This is a genomic window from Bradyrhizobium sp. SYSU BS000235, from assembly GCF_049747295.1.
Classification (GTDB): Bacteria; Pseudomonadota; Alphaproteobacteria; order Rhizobiales; family Xanthobacteraceae; genus Afipia.
Window position 1 is genome coordinate 164,911 of record NZ_JBMHJM010000001.1, and the last position, 18,860, is coordinate 183,770.

The 18,860-nt window shown below is 59.2% G+C and carries 19 protein-coding genes and 1 tRNA gene; 11 read left to right on the top strand and 9 right to left on the bottom strand.

Annotation, left to right across the window (positions count from 1 at the left end):
* Positions 1-28: 28 nt before the first annotated feature.
* From ACP0KA_RS00735 to ACP0KA_RS00745, 3 genes are all read right to left on the bottom strand, one after another.
* Complete coding sequence (locus ACP0KA_RS00735) at positions 29-976, bottom strand: alpha/beta hydrolase (RefSeq protein WP_424626924.1); 948 nt, start codon at positions 974-976, stop codon at positions 29-31.
* 107 nt (positions 977-1,083) lie between these two features.
* On the bottom strand, positions 1,084-1,959 hold the full coding sequence (locus tag ACP0KA_RS00740) for a pirin family protein (protein WP_424626925.1): 876 nt from the start codon (positions 1,957-1,959) through the stop codon (positions 1,084-1,086).
* Between the two features lie 118 nt (positions 1,960-2,077).
* Positions 2,078-2,989, bottom strand: coding sequence for a LysR substrate-binding domain-containing protein (locus tag ACP0KA_RS00745; RefSeq protein ID WP_424626926.1), 912 nt, complete (start codon positions 2,987-2,989; stop codon positions 2,078-2,080).
* 130 nt (positions 2,990-3,119) lie between these two features.
* Here ACP0KA_RS00745 and ACP0KA_RS00750 point away from each other — a divergent pair, with 130 nt between their 5' ends.
* Positions 3,120-3,737 carry an isochorismatase family protein gene (locus ACP0KA_RS00750; RefSeq protein ID WP_424626927.1) on the top strand — a complete coding sequence of 206 codons (618 nt, stop codon included), beginning with the start codon at positions 3,120-3,122 and terminating at the stop codon, positions 3,735-3,737.
* A 244-nt stretch (positions 3,738-3,981) separates the two neighbouring features.
* On the opposite strand, the gene ACP0KA_RS00755 is transcribed toward ACP0KA_RS00750, so the two are convergent.
* Positions 3,982-4,055: transfer RNA gene (locus ACP0KA_RS00755), tRNA-Gln, on the bottom strand.
* 404 nt (positions 4,056-4,459) lie between these two features.
* On the opposite strand from ACP0KA_RS00755, the gene ACP0KA_RS00760 reads away from it, so the two are divergent.
* From ACP0KA_RS00760 to ACP0KA_RS00770, 3 genes are all read left to right on the top strand, one after another.
* Positions 4,460-6,220, top strand: coding sequence for an ATP-binding protein (locus ACP0KA_RS00760; protein WP_424626928.1), 1,761 nt, complete (start codon positions 4,460-4,462; stop codon positions 6,218-6,220).
* Positions 6,221-6,313: 93 nt separating this feature from the next.
* Complete coding sequence (locus ACP0KA_RS00765) at positions 6,314-6,895, top strand: peroxidase-related enzyme (RefSeq protein WP_424626929.1); 582 nt, start codon at positions 6,314-6,316, stop codon at positions 6,893-6,895.
* A gap of 17 nt (positions 6,896-6,912) precedes the next feature.
* Positions 6,913-7,383, top strand: a complete 471-nt coding sequence (locus tag ACP0KA_RS00770) for an MgtC/SapB family protein (RefSeq protein ID WP_424626930.1) — start codon at positions 6,913-6,915, stop codon at positions 7,381-7,383.
* Here the strand turns inward: ACP0KA_RS00770 and ACP0KA_RS00775 are convergent.
* A complete protein-coding gene (locus ACP0KA_RS00775) occupies positions 7,380-8,003 on the bottom strand; it encodes a ParB-like protein (protein ID WP_424626931.1) in 624 nt (207 codons plus the stop codon). The two genes, ACP0KA_RS00770 and ACP0KA_RS00775, sit on opposite strands and share 4 nt — an antisense overlap.
* A gap of 264 nt (positions 8,004-8,267) precedes the next feature.
* On the opposite strand from ACP0KA_RS00775, the gene ACP0KA_RS00780 reads away from it, so the two are divergent.
* The 7 genes from ACP0KA_RS00780 (at position 8,268) to ACP0KA_RS00810 (ending at position 14,096) form a co-directional block, all read left to right on the top strand.
* Positions 8,268-8,615 carry a hypothetical protein gene (locus tag ACP0KA_RS00780; protein WP_424631457.1) on the top strand — a complete coding sequence of 116 codons (348 nt, stop codon included), beginning with the start codon at positions 8,268-8,270 and terminating at the stop codon, positions 8,613-8,615.
* A gap of 168 nt (positions 8,616-8,783) precedes the next feature.
* The gene (locus tag ACP0KA_RS00785; protein WP_424626932.1) at positions 8,784-9,065 is read left to right on the top strand and encodes an acyl carrier protein; all 282 of its coding nucleotides are present in this window, start codon (positions 8,784-8,786) and stop codon (positions 9,063-9,065) included.
* A gap of 11 nt (positions 9,066-9,076) precedes the next feature.
* Entirely contained in the window at positions 9,077-9,550 is a 474-nt protein-coding gene (locus ACP0KA_RS00790; RefSeq protein WP_424626933.1) for a 3-hydroxyacyl-ACP dehydratase FabZ family protein, read from the top strand.
* Positions 9,543-10,742 (top strand): beta-ketoacyl-ACP synthase, encoded by a 1,200-nt coding sequence (locus ACP0KA_RS00795; RefSeq protein ID WP_424626934.1) that lies wholly within the window; start codon positions 9,543-9,545, stop codon positions 10,740-10,742. The genes ACP0KA_RS00790 and ACP0KA_RS00795 overlap by 8 nt, the downstream gene beginning before the upstream one ends.
* A 13-nt stretch (positions 10,743-10,755) precedes the next feature.
* Positions 10,756-12,036, top strand: a complete 1,281-nt coding sequence (locus tag ACP0KA_RS00800) for a beta-ketoacyl-ACP synthase (RefSeq protein WP_424626935.1) — start codon at positions 10,756-10,758, stop codon at positions 12,034-12,036.
* A 105-nt stretch (positions 12,037-12,141) separates the two neighbouring features.
* A complete protein-coding gene (locus ACP0KA_RS00805; protein WP_424626936.1) occupies positions 12,142-13,164 on the top strand; it encodes a zinc-binding dehydrogenase in 1,023 nt (340 codons plus the stop codon).
* A complete protein-coding gene (locus ACP0KA_RS00810; RefSeq protein WP_424626937.1) occupies positions 13,164-14,096 on the top strand; it encodes a lipid A biosynthesis lauroyl acyltransferase in 933 nt (310 codons plus the stop codon). The genes ACP0KA_RS00805 and ACP0KA_RS00810 overlap by 1 nt, the downstream gene beginning before the upstream one ends.
* A gap of 9 nt (positions 14,097-14,105) precedes the next feature.
* Here the strand turns inward: ACP0KA_RS00810 and ACP0KA_RS00815 are convergent, their stop codons facing one another.
* From ACP0KA_RS00815 to ACP0KA_RS00830, 4 genes are all read right to left on the bottom strand, one after another.
* Positions 14,106-15,206 (bottom strand): polyamine ABC transporter substrate-binding protein, encoded by a 1,101-nt coding sequence (locus ACP0KA_RS00815; RefSeq protein ID WP_424626938.1) that lies wholly within the window; start codon positions 15,204-15,206, stop codon positions 14,106-14,108.
* Positions 15,207-15,235: 29 nt separating this feature from the next.
* Positions 15,236-16,387, bottom strand: a complete 1,152-nt coding sequence (locus tag ACP0KA_RS00820; protein ID WP_424626939.1) for an aminotransferase — start codon at positions 16,385-16,387, stop codon at positions 15,236-15,238.
* A gap of 7 nt (positions 16,388-16,394) precedes the next feature.
* A complete protein-coding gene (locus tag ACP0KA_RS00825; RefSeq protein ID WP_424626940.1) occupies positions 16,395-16,730 on the bottom strand; it encodes a rhodanese-like domain-containing protein in 336 nt (111 codons plus the stop codon).
* Positions 16,731-16,803: 73 nt separating this feature from the next.
* Positions 16,804-18,729: a potassium transporter Kup gene (locus ACP0KA_RS00830; protein WP_424626941.1), complete on the bottom strand. Its 1,926-nt coding sequence runs from the start codon at positions 18,727-18,729 to the stop codon at positions 16,804-16,806.
* Positions 18,730-18,860: the final 131 nt, after the last annotated feature.

Consider the following 18,860-nt stretch of genomic DNA (forward strand, 5'->3'; position numbering starts at 1 on the left):
GAGGGGGCGACTGCGCGGCGTGTGATGCTCAGCGGTGATCGAAGGTGTTGCGAAGGAAGTGCGCGGCCCGGTCGAGTGCAATGCGGCTACTCTCGAGATGCGCCACATCGAGCTGGAATACGTGATGCATCCCTTCCCAGATCTCGAACGCGACCGAGACGCCTGCCCGCGTCGCACGACGGGCGTATTGCTTGGAATCATCGAGCAAGTGCTCGTCGGTGCCGACTTGAATGAGCAGCGGCGGCAACCCCTGCAAATCACCGAACAACGGCGAAGCAAGTGGATCGGAGGCATCCGCTTCTCCAAGGTATTTATGGGCGCAGTCCTGCAGATAGTCGTAGCTGATCAACGGATCGATGACGGTCGGATCTCTCATCGACGCGCCGGTGAAACTGAGATCAGTCCATGGGGAGAACACCACACCAGCGACAGGCGTCGGTCCCTGAGGTTTCTTGATCAGTTGAGCAAGCGTCACCAGCGTCAAACCACCGCCTGCGGAATCTCCGACAATGGCGATCTGTTCAAACCCCTGCGCAATCAGCCACTGCCATGCCTTCAGGGCAGTGTCGGGCGCTGCCGGCAGCGTGGCTTCCGTCGCCAAGGGGTAATCAATGACAAGCGCGGGAATCTGCGTGCGGCTGACGATCTGACTCACAAAGCCACGGTAGGCGTGCGCGGAGCCGACAACGTAACCACCGCCGTGCAGAAAGAGAATTGCGCGACCAGGTTCGGCCGAGTTCGGACGAACCCACCAACCCTGCACGTCTGCCTCGTTGACTTCCGCGAGATCGACATTGTCTGCCAGGGGGCTCGCTGAGATGAAGGAGTCGTAAATCGCTCTCGGCTCCCCGCTCGCTGTCCCCCAGAAGCGCGCGAAGTGATCGCGCAGAGCGATTTCGCGCTCGCGCTCTTCACTTGAGAGCTCGATGATTTCCGTTTTGCTCTGTTGATGATTAAGTGATTCAACATCAGACATTATTAGTCTCCGCTGCTGTGTCCGCGAGCAGGCATTGCGAGGCAAGCCTCCGCCATCGGCGGGGAACACCGACCCACGCGCCACGAGTATTTTGAATGTGAGTTGAGTTAAGCTGGGATGCGGCCGAACTTTCCGTCGGCGTAGTTGGCGAGCGTGCGCCGGACATCCGCCTCCGTCGACATCACCAATGGCCCATGCTTAACGAACGACTCGCGGATGGGCTTCGCCGCCATCAGCACGAAGTGCGATGCTTCACTGGACGCGAGCACGATCTCAGACTCCAATCCGGCCTCGACGATTGTCGCCGTGCCAGCTTTCAGTCTGCGCTCCTCGTTCTGGCAGCTAACTGCGAGATCACCGGAGACCGCGTAGATCCAGGCCTGACGCCCTTCGGGCAATTGGTGAGAGAAGCGACCGTCCTCCAGGCAGCCGTCGAGCATCGTCATTTCCTCCGGCGTGCCGTCGGCTCCGGTGGCCTCATTGCTGCGGCCAAGAAGCACACGGATGCGATACCCCGCCCCTTGCAGAACTGGAACGTCTTCCGCACGGATGTGAAGCGCGCGGGCCGGCTCGTTCTTGAGGCGGCGCGGCAGATTGACGAATATCTGCAGAGCGTGCGTCCGTGCACCTTCCGCCGGGCGCTCTTCATGGGCGGCACCGCTGGCTGCCGCCAGCCAATACAGATCGCCTGCCTTCAACGCGACGTTATGGCCGAGCGTGTCCCGGTTCAGGAAGTCTCCTGTGGAGTCTTCGAACATCGCCGTCACTGCTGAAATACCGGCGTGAAGATGAGGATCGAATGTCGGGGACGTCATCACGAAGTGATCCACCATCAAAAGCGGATCCATGTGGCCTCCGAACATCTCTTCCGAAAAGTGACGCGCGGAAAATCCGCTCCCGATCGTATGCGGGATTGCCGAGACGACCTTTCCAAGTCTTTCAGATCGTCCGTTCACTTCCCTCAGTGCGGCTGGACTGCTCATCGATGTTCTCCAACACGGTTTCGGTATGTCGGAAGCCAACCTACGAGCACGTCGATCGGACGAAAAGATATCGAATTTCAGACTTAACGTCCAACTTATTGGACGATTAGCGCCGTCTTTACATCAGCACGGTCTTGGGAAATTCCGCCGCCAGATGATCGAGGAAGACGCGTACCGACGGCAGGAGTCCCTGCCGGTACGGAATAAGGGCGGTGATTGTGGAATCGCCGGCGATCCAATTCGGCAGCACCCGCCGCAATTTCCCCGACCGCACCGCTTGGCGGCAGATGTAGCCCGGCAACGCGACGATCCCGAGCCCTTTGATGGCCGCCTGCTGCAGACCGACCATGTCATCACTCAGTAACCTCGGCGTCAGCGGCATCACGACTTCGTTCTTCGCCTGCCGCGCATGACGCAGTCGCCATGTCGGCGCAACACCGGTGCGCATCATGAAAAGCGAAGGATGCTTCTCGAGGTCTTGGGGCTTCTCTGGCTCACCATGCTCGTCAAGATAGTCGGATCCCGCGAACAAGAACCATGGCGCCGGCGCGAGTGTCCGCTGGACGAGATTTGAATCCGGCAGCGGATCGGAATGCGCCCGGATGGCGACGTCGTAGTTTTCGCCGACGATATCGACAGCACGATCGACGGCATGCACGACGACGTTGACCTTCGGATATTTAACCAGGAAATCGGCGACGATGTCCGACATGGCGAACTGCATTGTCGCCACGCCACCGGTACAACGTATCGTCCCGCTCGGCTCGCTGAGCCGATGACGGATCGTGGTCTCGGCCAATTCGGCTTCGCGCAGCATCGCAACCGCATGTCGATAGAAATCCTCCCCGGCATCGGTCATTCCGAACTTGCGTGAGGTGCGATTGAGCAGCCTGACGCCGAGATTGGTTTCAAGTTGTTGAATGCGGTGACTGAGGGTCGATTTGGGTGCCCGCAGCGTCCGGCTCGCAGCGGTGAAGCCGCCACGATCGACCACCTGCACGAACAAGAAGAAATCATTTAGATCCAGCATGCGCCACCCATCGTCCAACACATCGGACGTTGAGTTCGGATTTTGACGGCTTTTGGGCCGATCGTCCAGAGGGTAGTTCTCGTTTGTCACATCGGTCCGGAAGCGGATCGAGCAACGAAGGAGAACGAAGATGACTCATCGCGCCTACGAACCGCTCACTGCCGAAAACGCAGCCCTCGTCCTCGTCGATCACCAAATCGGCCTCATGACCGGCGTCCGGGATTACTCCACCGGCGAACTCAAGCACAACGTCGTTGCCCTGGCCAAAGCCGCCAAGGCCCTCAAGCTTCCGATCGTCGTCACGACGACGGCGCGTGACAGCATGTGGGGACCAACCTTCCCCGAACTCGTGGAAGCCCTGCCTGGAATTGAAATCATCGACCGTTCCACGGTGAACGCTTACGACGACGAGCGCGTTGCCCGCGCGATTGAAGCAACCGGCCGCAAGAAGCTGATCTTCGCCGGCATTTCGCTCGAAGTCTGCGCCGCGTTTCCGGCGATGACCGCTGTGGCACGTGGACTGGACGCGTACGTCGCCGTCGACGCCTCAGGGACGTTCAGCGAAACCAAGCACCAGGTGGGCTTGCTGCGCATGCAGCAGGCGGGCGTCATCGTGTCCGACTACGCAACACTGATGGTCGAGATCCTCAAGGATAACGGGCGTCCGGAAGCTGGTGCCGTCTACGGCGCGCTCGACATGCCATGGGCCACGCTCGTCGGCCAAATCTCCAGCGCCTTGCGCAAGTGAGCAGCTTCGACGGTTCGAGCTTACGCCACTGGGCTTAAGTCCGAGCCGTCACCCACATTTGCTTGAGCCGACACGGCAATCGTCTATCCATCCCGGATTTCGATGCATTCCGGGCATCGCAGAACGAGCTACCATGGGTGCGATTAAAGGCGGTCGCAACCAAGGCAACCACTTCTCAGCCAAAAGAGGTCAGGACGGCTGCAAGCACGAAAGTCTATTGATTTAATGGAGAACTTTCCGAGTCTGGCTGGGGAACCTGGATTCGAACCAAGATTAACGGAGTCAGAGTCCGCTGTTCTACCATTGAACTATTCCCCAATCGATCGAGGGTCCCCCAGCGAGCGGGCTTTAGCCCAGGCTCATTGCATTTATGGAAAGCCGCAAATCAATCGTGCCGCAGCATATAGAGTGCGCGCGAGCCGCGGTCTACCCCCCACTTTCCGTCGAAACCATATTCTTGCGGATATGTCCGCACCTGACGGCAAAGACGCGCCAGTTCATTTTTATTCGCAAAAACAAATAGATAAGTTATTTTTCGGTTAAGCTACTTGATGCTGAGATCCGACAATGTCCCTTCCGTAACGAGCGTCCCTATGGCCGTCCCATCTCGCGGGACTGGATCGCCGATTCGATTGGGTTCCACGGCCCTGTTTAACAATTTGTGCAACAACGGCCGTCATAGTCTGGGGAAAATCCCAACTTCTGACAGGCAAAATTTACGCATGTTGACCTCACCGCAGGCTGGTTCGCTTGGGCGCGTGATTTCGGTTCGCGGCTCGCAGGCCCGCATTGGAATCCTCGCGACCAACCAGATTTCGAACAGCGCTCCACGCGCAACCGTCGGCCAATTTTTCGGAATTCGGACCGCGACGACGACGATCGTTGCGATCATCACCGAAGTGACGCGGGAAAATCTGCCGGCGACCGACAATTATATTGCGGTTGCTTCCGTCGACCTGCTCGGCGAAATCGCAAACGGGCCGACCGGCCGCTTTCAACGCGGCGTTACGTCCTACCCGACCATCGGCGATGCTGTCGATGTCCTCACCAATCCCCAGCTCCGGACGGTTTACGCACCATCGAAAGCAGAGCAGATCAGCATCGGCACACTGCAACAGGATCCCTCCGTCATCGCGCATGTCGATATCGAGGAAATGCTGAGCAAGCATTTTGCGATCCTCGGTTCGACCGGCGTCGGAAAATCCAGCGGCGTCTCATTGCTGTTGAATGAGATTCTCCGCGTACGTCCGAATCTGCGCGTCTTCCTGCTTGATGTGCACAACGAATACGGCCGGTGTTTCGGCGACAAGGCACTGGTCCTTAACCCCCGCAATATCAAACTGCCGTTCTGGTTGTTCAATTTCGAGGAATTCGTCGATGTGATCTTTGGCGGACGCCCTGGCGTTCCTGAAGAGCTCGAAGTGCTCGTCGAGCTGATCCCGGTCGCAAAGGCAACCTATACGCAATACCAGAACACTGATCGCGTTGGCCTCAAGCGGATCGACCCGAAAAGCGTCGGCTTCACACCGGACACGCCCGTCCCCTACCGGCTCGTCGACCTGATTTCGCTGATCGACGAGCGCATGGGCAAGCTGGAAAACCGATCCTCCCGTATCGTTTATCACAAGCTGATCGCGCGCATCGAAGCCGTGAAGAACGATCCACGTTATGCGTTCATGTTCGAGAACGCCAACGTCGGCGGCGACACGATGGCTGAAGTGGTCAGCCTTCTGTTCCGTATGCCGGCTAACGGCCGGCCGATGACCATCATGCAGCTCGCGGGCTTCCCGGCCGAGGTTGTGGATTCCGTGGTCTCTGTGCTCTGCCGCATGGCATTCGATTTTGGATTGTGGAGTGACGGCGCATCACCGATGCTTTTCGTTTGCGAAGAAGCTCATCGCTATGCATCTGCCGATCGCACCATTGGATTTGGTCCGACACGCAAGGCCGTCTCGCGTATCGCCAAGGAAGGCCGTAAATACGGCGTCTATCTCGGACTGATCACACAGCGTCCGGCTGAACTCGACGCGACCATCATCTCCCAGTGCAACACGCTCTTTGCAATGCGCTTGGCGAACGATCGCGACCAGGCGCTGCTGCGCTCCGCGGTCTCAGATGCCGCAGCAAACCTTCTGTCGTTCGTGCCGTCGCTCGGCGTTCGCGAAGTGCTTGCGTTCGGCGAAGGCGTCGCCCTGCCGACGCGCCTTCGTTTCAAGGAAGTGCCCGTCCATCAATTGCCGCGGGGTGAAGCGACCATTGCAACCTCGCCATCCGCCTATACCGGTCACGATATCAACTTCGTCAGCTCGGTGCTGGAACGCTGGCGCGGCGCTCAGACGCACCGTGAGGCTCCGAACGATCCGGTCTTCGGCGGCGGATTCGGCGATCGGCCGATTCCCCGCACGTCCGAAGCACCCATGCTGCAACCCTCCATGGGTCTCGATCCCGATCGATTCTCGCTGCTGAAAAAGCCGCTGCGCTGAGCTGATCTGCATTCCGATGATCGGAGAGCCGCTTGCACGGCAGGCGCCTTCGCCTATGCTCGCGGCAGGCAGTTCTCACATCGGACTTAGCAAATGTCTCAACGTCCCATCAGCCGCTTTCCTGTTCCTGCGTTGAACGCGTTGCCGGATGACATCCGGACGCGAATCCTGGCGGTCCAGGAAAAATCGGGCTTCGTGCCGAACGTTTTCCTTGCACTCGCCTACCGGCCAGACGAATTTCGCGCGTTCTTCGCTTACAATGACGCGCTGATGGAAAAAGAAGGCGGGTTGAGCAAGGCCGAGCGCGAGATGATCGTGGTCGCAACCAGTGCCGCCAATCAATGCCACTATTGCGTCGTTTCGCACGGTGCGGTGTTGCGCATTCGCGCCAAGAATCCGCTGATCGCGGACCAGATCGCCAATAATTATCGCAAGGCGGACATCACGCCGCGTGAGCGCGCGATGCTCGATTTCGCCGTCAAGGTTTGCCTGGAATCCCAGACGACTTCCGCCGACGATTTCAAAACACTGCACGCACACGGCTTCAGCGACGACGATATCTGGGACATCGCAGCAATCGCCGCATTCTTCGCACTTTCAAATCGGATGGCCAGCGTCACGGACATGCGGCCCAACGACGAGTTCTATATGATGGGCCGTGTCCCGAAGGCGTAAAGTGAAAGGCGCTTCGCGTGCTTGAGTGGTCTGACATCGTCCTGCGGCTCGGCGTGGCGACGCTCGCATCTGGCTTGGTCGGTCTGAACCGCGACCTGCACGGCAAGCCGATCGGATTGCGCACGCTGGGTCTGGTCGGCCTGGCAACCGCGCTTGCGGTCATGCTCGCCAGCCCTGCGGCCATTGAAGCCGGAAGACTGTCCGACGCCACAAGTCGCGTTATTCAGGGCATTCTCACCGGCATCGGCTTTCTCGGCGCCGGCGTGATCGTCCATGCCGAGCAGCACAAGGTGAAGGGCCTCACAAGCGCAGCTTGCGTCTGGTTCACAGCCTGCATCGGCGTAGTGTGCGGTTTGGGCCACTGGCGGCTCGTGGCCGTCGCCCTGGGATTTGCGTTTTTGGTGCTCGTGCTCGGCGGACCGCTGGAGCGGGCGATCCATCGCCTGTTTGGAGGGCGGAATACCGATGACCTGCCGCCGGCTCCCTAATCGTCGGATGCAGGCCCGCACCAGCCAGGCAAGTAAATCGCGTCTTTGCTTTTTCCCAATGCCAGCGCCTGCTCGATAGCCTTTTCAAAATCGGCCTCGACAGATTTGCGCGACAGCCGCCGGCGCAGAAAATCCGCCCACAGGAATTCGCTGAACGGCGTCGTATCCTTGGCGAAGCCTCCAGCACGGCGCAATTCACCAGCCAGACTTCGGAATGGATCGTCTTTCAGACCGGTGATGTTTTTCGGCAGGTCAACATAGTGACGACGTTCGCCCTTGGCGTCGTAGGGGTAAACCCAGCGATGGTTGTCGAGCACCACCCAGAACGCCTTCTTGTCCACCATCGTGAGATCGGCCACCACCGATACCAGAACCTCTTTCTCGCCTTCTTCGTGAAGTGCACGCGCCAAGTGATGATGGTCGATGACATAGTTGCGCTTGTCAGGACCGACCACGACCGGAATCATGTGCTGGCCGAGTAGTTCGGCCCGCCTCTTTTTGCTGTGCGTGCGCCACCGTTTGCGTTTCTCGTTGACCTCCCTCATGCCGACCGTCATCTGCGTCGGGCGCAGCGAGAGGATTGAAACGGGCTCCAGGATCGGCTCGCGTTTGTTCGCCATTGGCTTCAACAACCTCCGATGAGTAGGCGGGCTCAAATCTATCCGAAAACGTGACCCGGCTGGACATCACGATCCGGGCATGATGCACTGCAAATCAGTCTGGGCACGCTCCGCTACATGAGCGACTCGCCATGCTAAGACAATTAGTTCCATCTATTCTTTAAGGCATCACAGGAATACCTTCTTTTTCCAAGACACCTTGAATCGACGTGCTAAAACATTGGCGATGCGGATGTACGATTCATGCCCACCCAGCGACCAGTGATGACGGACGGCGAAAATCGCGTAGTGAAATTCCGCCCGCGCACTTTGGCGCGACCGCCAGCACCTGTTGCCAATGAAAACACCAACAACGTTGCTCACGTTGGGAGCGGTAAGGCCGCACCAGATTTGTCGCAATACGAGCGTGGGCGCGAGAGCCCTGAGGAGTATCGCCATCGGATGATTGCCAACGTTGCCGCGATCGTTTTCACGGCGGCGCTGACAGGCATTGGAATTTGGCTGGCAATGACCCTTGCCGATCTTCGCAACACACAGGACTGCGTTCTGATGGGTCGCCGGGATTGCGCTCATATCTCTGCTCAGGCCGTCCACCTGGCCCGGTACTTCTGAGTACTCCCCAGGCAGTGTCTCACCTGGCTTCCTGTGCCATTGAACTCAGCCCCCTGCTCCGATATACGGGAATTTAACACTCGTCCCTTCGGGGGCTGCGACAGCCTTCCCTGTTCCTGCTCCGCACCAAGAATGGGCAATTTACCCCGAAATATCAAAGGTTTATAGATGACGACGACATTCGATCAGGTCGCCACGATCATTGCGGAAACATGCGACATTCCCCGCGACACGATCACCCCTGAGAGCCATGCAATCGACGATCTGGGCATCGACAGCCTGGATTTCCTTGACATTGCATTCGCGATTGACAAGGCATTCGGCATCAAGTTGCCGCTTGAAAAGTGGACCCAGGAGGTCAATGACGGTAAGGCGACCACAGAGCAGTACTTTGTTCTGAAGAACCTCAGCGCCCGCATCGACGAACTGGTCGCGGCAAAGGGCGCCTGAAGCGCCCCGCCATGCACCTCGAATATTTCAAACTGATCGACCGGATCGCCGACCTCAACGTCGGCGATCGAACCATTACGGTTGAAGCACAGGTCCCGCAGTCCAATACCATCTTCGAAGGACACTTCCCCGGCTATCCCTTGATGCCGGGCGTCTTGTTGATCGAGTCGATGGCGCAAACGTCAGGTTGGCTTCTGATCGCCCTTCTGAAATTCGAGCGCATGCCGTTCCTTGCCAGCGTCAAAGAAGCCAAGATGCGGGACTTCGTGAAACCCGGCGAGCTGCTGACGATTGATGCCAGCCTCGCCCACGATGGATCGGGCTTTGCAGTCACGGAAGCGAAGGTTCGCGTCAACGGCAAACTGAAATGCAACGCCACGCTGACTTTCCGCCACACGCCATTTCCGAACGCCGAGCTGCGCGGACACATGGAAGAAATGGCCAAGCGGATCGGCTTTCCTGAACAGGCGATGACTCATGACTGAAACGCCCACATCGAACGGCGGGTCGCGTGAGACCTGGATCACGGGCATTGGTCTTGCGACTTCGCTGGGCGAAGGCCCGGACGCCCATTGGGATGCGCTAGGCAAGAAAGAGATCAATGCGGACGTGACGTCGTTCGCGCCTTACATCGTTCACCCGATGGTGAAGGTCTCCTTCGACTCGCAGATCCCCAAGAAGGGTGATCAGCGCCAGATGGAAGCCTGGCAGCGCATTGGCACTTACACGGCCGGACTTGCGCTGGATTCAGCAGGCATCAAAGGCAACACCGAGATTCTGTCCCGGACGGACATGATCGTTGCCGCAGGCGGCGGTGAACGCGATCTGGCTGTGGACTCTGCAATCCTCAACGCTCAAGCACAGGGCAACGCCTCCCCTGCCTCGCTGAACGAGCGTCTGATGAACGATTTGCGCCCGACGCTGTTTCTGGCCCAGCTGTCAAATCTGCTCGCAGGCAACATCGCGATCGTGCATGGGGTGACCGGGTCATCCCGCACTTTCATGGGCGAAGAAGCCGCGGGCTTCGACGCAGTACGCATTGCGCTGGCGCGTATCGCTGCCGGACAAAGTGATATCGCACTGGTCGGCGCTGCTCAGAACGGTGAGCGCAAAGACCTGCTGATGCTCTATGAGTTCGCTGGCTACAACATGAAAGATAAGTTTGCCGGCGTATGGGAGCGCGACAACGGTTTCGCGCTCGGCTCCGGCGGCGCCTTCCTGGTGCTGGAATCTAAAGAGCATGCGCAGGCGCGAGGCGCAAAGCCCTATGCGAAACTGTCGAACGTGGTCGCAGACTCCGCGCGGCGCAAGGGCGCCGGCGATGTGACCGCGACGCTCGATCGCTTGTGGTCTAAGATCGGTCCCCTGGGAAACAACAGCGCCATCATCACCGGTGCAACAGGCGCCGGCCCAGCGACCGCCGAAGAACGCTCATTCCTGGCCAAACACAAAGACATCCCTGCACGCGCGACAGGCACGTCTTTCGGCCATATTATGGAAGCTCAATTCCCGTTGGGAATAGCGCTTGCCGCGTTGTCGATCTCCCGCGGAGGGCTGTTTCCCGCGAACGATGGCAGCGGCGTAGAGATTGAAATGTCCAAGACACCTTCCCAGATTGTGGTGATCGGGGCTGGCCACTGGCGCGGCGAAGGCATGGCGCTAGTGGAAGCTGTATAACTGCGGGGACACCATGACAGCGAAACGCGATAAATTCGGGCGGCCCATCGTCGTTGTCACGGGCATGGGCGTTGTCACCTCTTTGGGCGCCGGGAAATCCGACAACTGGGCGAAGCTGTCCGCGGGTGAATCCGGCATCCGCACGATTACACGCTTTCCAACCGACGGCCTGAAGACCACCATGGCCGGCACCGTCGATTTTCTTTCCATCGAGCCGTTCTCGTCGACCGTCCTTTCCGAGCGTCTGGCCGACGTCGCCGCCGAAGAGGCCGTCGCGCAGGCCAACATTGGCGCAAAGGGTGACTTCCCGGGCCCGCTGTTTCTGGCTGTTGCCCCGGTCGAACTCGAATGGCCTCCGCGGCAGGACATTGGCCGCGCGACGGGGCTGAAGTCCGGGATCGATTATGACGCGTTGCTGCGCGCCAGCGGCGGCGGAAAGTTTACGGACCTGCATCGCCGCTTTGTATTCGGCTCAGTCGCTGACCACCTGGCGGAGACACTCGGCACCAAGGGCTCCCCTATTTCGCTGTCCACCGCATGCGCTTCCGGCGCAACCGCGATTCAGCTCGGCGTTGAGGCCATCCGCCGCGGCGAAACGGACGCTGCGCTCTGCGTAGCAACAGACGGCTCGGTCAACGCCGAAGCCCTGATCCGCTTTTCGCTGCTGTCCGCCCTCTCCACCCATAACGATCCGCCGCAGTCGGCGGTGCGTCCCTTTGCGAAGAACCGCGATGGCTTTGTCATGGCCGAAGGTGCCGGAGCACTGGTGCTTGAAAGCCTCGAATCCGCCACCGCGCGCGGTGCGAAAATTCTCGGCGTTCTCGCCGGCTGCGGCGAACTGGCCGATTCCTTTCACCGCACCCGTTCGAGCCCTGACGGCAAACCGATCGTGGGCTGTGTGCGCAATGCGCTGGCCGATGCCGGCATGGAAGTCGAGCAAATCGACTATATTAATGCACACGGCACGGGCACGCCCGAGAACGACAAAATGGAGTTCCTTGGCATCTCGACCGTTTTTGGTGAGCGCGCCAAGCAGGTTCCGGTTTCGTCCAACAAGTCGATGGTTGGCCACACGCTTTCGGCCGCAGGTGCCGTTGAAGCTGTGTTCTCCTTGCTGACCCTCGAGCACCAGCGGATCCCTCCCACGATCAATTACGATGTGCCGGACCCGGCGATCCCGTTCGACGTGGTGCCGAACCAGGCGCGCGACGCCCGGGTGACGGCGGTCATGTCCAATTCGTTCGGATTCGGCGGCCAGAACGCCTCCCTGATCCTGACCGGCGAGCCGATCTGACCCATTCAGGAAGGGCGATGGTTGACGCCATCGCCTGAACCGGCGATACGCTCCCCGAACAGTTCATGAACCTTTAGTCTTAAATTTAGTCCTGGAGACGCAGTGATGCGTGCGCTTAGCCTTGTTGCCGACCGCGAGCTCGTGGTCGCAGACGTCCCGCCCCCGCCACCACCGGGGGCAGGCGAAGTGCAGATCCGCGTCAAGGCTGTCGCCCTGAACCACATCGATGTGTGGGGCTATCGCGGCATGGCCTTTGCCAAACGGAAGCTGCCGCTTGTGGTTGGTGCCGAAGCTTCGGGCGAGATCGCATCAGTGGGTGAAGGCGTGACGCGCTTCAAGCCCGGCCAAAAGGTCGTCATGTACGGGGCGCTGACATGCGGCACCTGCCCCGCCTGCAAGGCAGGTCGGGACAATCTCTGTGAAAATGTCGCGGGCATCATGGGCTTCCACGTCGACGGATTTGCCCGCGAGCTGATGAACCTGTCGGAGCGGCTTGTCATTCCGGTTCCGGATGGTGTCAACGACCGCGATGCAGCCTGCGCGCCAATCGCCTTCTCCACGGTTCAGCACATGCTGTTCGACAACGCGAAGCTACGGCCGGGCGAGACTGTCCTGGTCCACGCCGGCGGCTCAGGCATCGGCACGGTCGCGATCATGATGGCCAAGGCCATCGGCTGCACAGTCATCACCACGGTCGGCGACGACTCCAAATTCGAGGGCGTGAAGGCCCTCGGTGCCGACCATGTGATCAATTACCGCAAGGACCGGTTCGAGGGTGAGACCCGCAAGATCACCAAGAAGAAGGGCGTCGATGTCGTCTTCGAACATGTCGGCGCAGACACCTTCAACGGCTCCTTGCTGAGCATGAAGCGCGGTGGCCGGCTTGTGACCTGCGGATCGACATCGGGACCGACGACCACCATCAACCTGATGCAGTTGTTTCAGCAGCAGTACCGCATCTTCGGTTCTTTTGGTGCAACCATGCGCAACATCGCCGAGAGCCTCGATAAGATCGCGGCAGGAATGAAGCCCGTGATCGACACCGAAGTGCCGATCAGTGATGTCGCATCGGCCCTCAAGCGTATGGAAAGCCGGCAGGTCTTCGGCAAGATCATCGTCACGTTCTGATGAAGCGTCTTTTCTTACGCGCCAGGGCCGGCCTGCGCGATGCCGTGAAGCCCGTGACGGGGGCAATCCTGGGCAGCATCGCCGTTAGCGTCCTGCGGATGACGCGTTATTTCGATCCGCAACGTACTGCGGACACGTTTGCATCCGTCACGCGCGGGATCGGACCATGGTTGCCGGAGCACAAGATCGGCCGCGCCAACCTGACGGCTGCATTTCCGGAAAAGTCACCAGAGGAAATCGACACGATCCTCATGGGCGTGTGGGAAAATCTTGGACGCGTTGCGGCTGAATTCGCCCACATCGATCATATCTGGAATCTCGATCCCGAGAATCCCGAGAAGGGCCGCATCGAGCCTGCTCCAGGCAGTATCGAAAAATTTCTCAAGTTACGCGATGACGGTAAAGGCGCGCTGGTCTTTGCAAGTCACCTCGCCAACTGGGAGTTGCCTGCCCTCGCCGCGCCCGCCTACGGCCTGGAGTCGGCTGTACTATTTCGCCGGCCGAATATCGCCGCTGTCGACCGCGCGATTCAGGATATCCGCGCGGTGAATATGGGCACGATGATCGCAACGACTCACGATGCCCCCTTACGCCTCGCGCAAGCGCTTCAGGACGGCATTCACGTGGGCATGCTGGTCGACCAGCATTTCGGACGCGGCGTTGATGTTACCTTCTTCGGTCGTCAGGCTAAGGCCAATCCCCTGCTGGCGCGCCTCGCCCGCCAGGTCGACGTGCCAATTCACGGCGTTCATGTCACGCGATTGCCGAACCACCGCTTCCGCATCGAAGTCTCTGATGAAGTCGTTCCGGTCCGCGACGCCGACGGCAAGGTGGATGTGCAAGGCACCACACAGGCGATTACATCCGTGATCGAAGGCTGGATTCGCAAGGCGCCCGAACAGTGGCTCTGGCTGCATCGCCGTTGGCGTTAACGCCTCCTGTCAGCGGCCGGTTTTCACGCGCGTCCATATCCGATTGATGATCCGCTGCGTCGCAGGATCGCGCGCGGTGATGACGAATAGTCGATTGAGCGTCGCGTCATCCGGATAAACCGTCTTGTCGTTGAAGACTTTTGGATTGAGCAGCTTCTGACTGGCCAGATTGCCGTTAGCATAAGACAGGAAGTCGGAGTTCTTGGCTGCAACATCAGGACGGTAGAGATAGTTGATGAGCTCATAGGCCTCGGCGACATTCTTCGCATCTGCCGGAATGGCGAAATTATCGAAGAACATCTGCGCGCCCTCTTTGGGAATCGCATACCCAATTTCAACGCCGTTGTTGGATTCGGCCGCGCGGCTCTGCGCCTGTTTGATGTCTCCCGACCATCCGACAACGAAGCAGATTTCGCCGGTTGCCAGCGCACTCAAATATTCCGAAGAGTGAAACTTGCGGACATACGGCCTTATCTTGCTCACCAACTCAGCGGCCTTTTCAAGATCTGCCTGCTTGGTCGAATTCGGATCGAGGCCGAGATAATTCAGCGCCGCCGGCAGAATATCGTCGGGGGAATCCAGCATTTGGACTCCACAGTCCTTGAACTTCGCCAGATTTTCCGGCTTGAACACAATGTCCCAGGAATCGATCTTTGCGTCAGGTCCGAGGATGCTGCGAACCATCTTGACGTTATAGCCGATGCCGGTGGTGCCCCACATATAATTCGCGGCGTAGTTGTTGCCCGGATCGTAGACAGCGAGCCGCTTTGTCACCTCAGGCCAAGTGTTGGCAAGATTGGGGAGTTTGGCCTTGTCGAGCTTCTGGAAAATATGCGCCGCGATCTGCCGCTGCAGAAAATAGGCCGTGGGAACGACGACGTCGTATCCGGACTTGCCCGCAAGCAATCGCGTTTCCAGCGTCTCGTTGGCGTCGAACGTGTCGTAGACGACTTTGATCCCAGTTTCCTTGGTGAAGTCATCAAGGACGCCCGGAGCTATGTAATTCGACCAATTGTAGAAATTGACGGTACGCTGCTGGGCCTGCGCTGAAAAGCTCGTGAGCACGCCTGCGGCCAAGGCTATCAGGCGTAATCGTCTGGCAATCCCCATGCCCCTCGGCCCTCTTCCGTTCGTTTCCGTCAGCCGTTCAGCACCCGCGACAGTCGCTCCAGCGCCGTATCGATCGTTGCGTCCTTCTTCGAGAAACAGAACCGCACAACCGACGTCACGTGATCCTCTTCATAAAAAGCGGAAACGGGAATCGTCGCCACCTTGTGGTCGGTCACGAGGCGCTTGCAGAAGGCCTCGTCGGTCTCGTTCAATCCAAGCGGGGCGAGATCGACATTCACGAAATACGTGCCCTGCGACTTGAGGACAGGGAAACCGATCTGCGACAACCCCTCGCTCAGCCGATCCCGGCTGCGCGCCAGCTCAGCACGCATGGTGAAGAAGTAATCATCCGATTTGCCGAGCCCGTACGCCACCGCCACCTGAAGGTTCGGTGCCGTGGTGAAAGCCAGAAATTGATGCGCTTTCGCCAGCACACGCAGGATATGCGGCGCGGCGCAGACAAAGCCGATCTTCCACCCGGTCAGCGCGAAGATCTTTCCGGCCGAGCCGATCTTCACGGTGCGGTCGCGCATTCCCGGAATTGAAATCAAAGGAATGTGCTGCCGTCCGTCGAAAACGACATGCTCCCAGACCTCGTCGCAGACCGCGATCAGGTCGAACTCCTGACAGATGCGCGCGAGCATCTCCAGGTTTTCACGTGGATATACGACGGCGGCTGGATTCAACGGGTTGTTGAGGACGACGTACTTCGTCTTCGGCGTAATCGCCCGGCGGATTGCTTCTTCCGGCAGCAGCCAATGCGGCGGTTCGAGGCGAATGAATTTCGGGATACCACCCGCCAAGCGAATGATCGGTACATAAGAGTCGTACATCGGCTGGAACACCAGTACTTCATCGCCGGGCTTGATCAAGCCGAGCAACGTTCCCGCCAGCGCTTCGGTGGCGCCAGACGTGACCATGACTTCGGTCATGGGATCGAGCTGGACGCCGTGCCAGTGTGCATAATGGGTCGAAATCGCCTGTCTCAGTTCAGGGATACCCATCATCGAGGGATATTGGTTGTAGCCGTTCAGGACAGCGTCGGCCGCCTTCTCGCGGATGTCGAGCGGTCCGGGATCATCCGGAAATCCCTGGCCGAGATTGATCGCGTTGAGGTCACGCGCGGCCTGCGACATGGCTTCGAAGATTGTGACCGGCAGGTCCGCAAATATCTTGTTCATCGCGAAATCAGCCGCCCGTCTTCGTCGGCAAACCGGCAGCCTTCCAGGCCAGCATACCGCCCGCGAGATGCGCGTCGTAGGGCTTGCCGTCCGCCTGCGCCGCCAGCGACGCCGTGGCGGAACGCTTGCCGGAACGGCAGGCAAAGACGATCGTCTTGCCCTGCGGGTCAGGAATTTCGGAGGGGTCGAAAGCCGAAAGCGGCAGCACGAAAGCGTCCGGATAGGCCTCGACGGCGACTTCATTTGGCTCCCGGACGTCGATCAGCAGATAACGCCCTTCGGCAATTCCCTTGGCAACGTCGGCCGGAGCCAAATCGTGAACTTTGTGAGCCTGGTCTGACAAGTCGAAGCCTCCGGGAGGTGCGTGGATGCCGCAAACTCCCTTTTTATGACGGGAAAATCAAGCGTTTGGACAATTAGATCGTGACCTGCGTTCCCACCTCCACGACCCGGCCGGTCGGGATCTGGAAGTAATCGGTGGCATCATTGGCGGACCGGCTCAGAGCGATAAACAGATGATCTTGCCAGCGCGGCATTCCGGACTGCGCCGCCGGCTTCAAGGCACGGCGTGAGAGGAAAAACGAGGTCGACATGATGTCAAATTGCCAGCCCAGCTTGCGGGCGATGACCAGGGCCCGCGGCACATTCGGTGATTCCATGAAACCGAACTTGAGCACGACCTTCGAGAACATTTCACTCACCTCCTCAAGCCGCACGCGCTCGGACGGATCGATGCGCGGTGTGGGCGCGGTTTCAATGGTGAGAATAACGTTCTTCTCGTGCAGCACTTTGTAGTGCTTCAAACTATGCATGAGCGCCGTCGGCGCAAAATCAGGATTGCTGGTCAGAAACACGGCGGTGCCAGGCACACGTTGTGGCGGCTTCTTCGCTAACATTCCGATCAGGTCGGTCAGCGGGATTTCCTGCTTGTGCGACTTTTCATAGAGCAGCCGGCTGCCGCGGCGCCAAGTGTACATCAAAAGCATCACGAGACCGCCGAGTGCGAGCGGCACCCATCCACCTTCGAAAATCTTCAGCAGGTTGGCTGTCAAGAAAGTCAGGTCAATGGCGAGGAAGGGCGCGATTAAGGCTGCGGCTGCGATTGGATGCCACCGCCAGACTTTCCAGATCACCACGAAGCCCATCATCGCTGTGACGACCATCGTCCCGGTGACCGCGATGCCGTAAGCCGACGCCAGGGCGCTCGAGGAACGGAAGACGATCACCAGCATCACCACCGCAAAAAACAGCAGCATATTGACGCGAGGAATATAGATTTGGCCCGAGTGAGTCTCGGAGGTGTGCGTGATTTCAAATCGCGGCATCAAGCCAAGCTGGATCGCCTGACGCGTGAGCGAATAAGCCCCCGTAATGACCGCCTGGCTGGCAATGACAGTCGCGATCGTGGCGAAGATCACCATCGGCACCAGGGCCCAATCCGGAAACATCAGATAGAACGGGTTCTCGATGGCCTTTGGATTGCCGATGACGAGCGCGCCCTGGCCGAAATAATTCAGTGCCAGCGACGGCAAGACAATCCCCAGCCAGGCAGTCTGAATTGGCCGCTTGCCGAAATGACCCAGATCCGCATAGAGCGCTTCTGCGCCGGTCACTGCCAGAAAGACGGCGCCCAGCGTGACCAGCCCGATCAAGCCATGATGGGCGACGAACGTCACCGCATAGACCGGATTCAGAGCCTGGAGCACTTCGGGATGCTTCAGGATTTGCGGAATGGCCGCGACGGCGATGACGATGAACCAGAGACACATCACCGGACCGAAGAACGCAGCAACCCGCGCCGTCCCGCGTGATTGGACAGCAAACAGCGCCATGAGAATGATGATCGTCAACGGCACCACATAAGGGTCGAGTGCCGCTGTCGCCAGCTTCATGCCTTCAATGGCCGACAAAACCGAGAGCGCGGGTGTAATCACGGCGTCGCCGTAAAACAGTGCACCGCTGATAATGCCAAACATCACAATCAGGCTGCTGCTCGACTTGAGCGCGCGTTGGGCAAGCGCCATCAGCGCGAGGGTTCCGCCCTCCCCGTTGTTGTCCGCCCGCAACAGGATCAGGACGTATTTAAGGGTGACGACGACGATCAATGCCCAAAGGATCAATGACAGAACGCCGAGCACCGCGGACGGTTCGAGAACCTCCGCCTTCGTGCCTGCTGCGGTCACGGCTTCGCGAAAGGCATAAAGGGGGCTGGTGCCGATATCGCCATAGACCACGCCGATGCTGCCGAGGATCAGCGCAGTGAGTGACGCGGTGGAGTGTGCCTCGCCATGGCCGCTTACGGCCGGCGCGTCAGCGGCGGCCATCGATGTTTCGCTGGTCATGGATCAGTGCCTCAACCCTGCGCTGCCTTGAGCAGACGACCAAGTATACCGGTAAATTCACACGGACGCACGGCGAGAGCGTCCGCAACGGTTAAACGTTTGCACATACCAGCAGGCTCAATTTTCCAGGA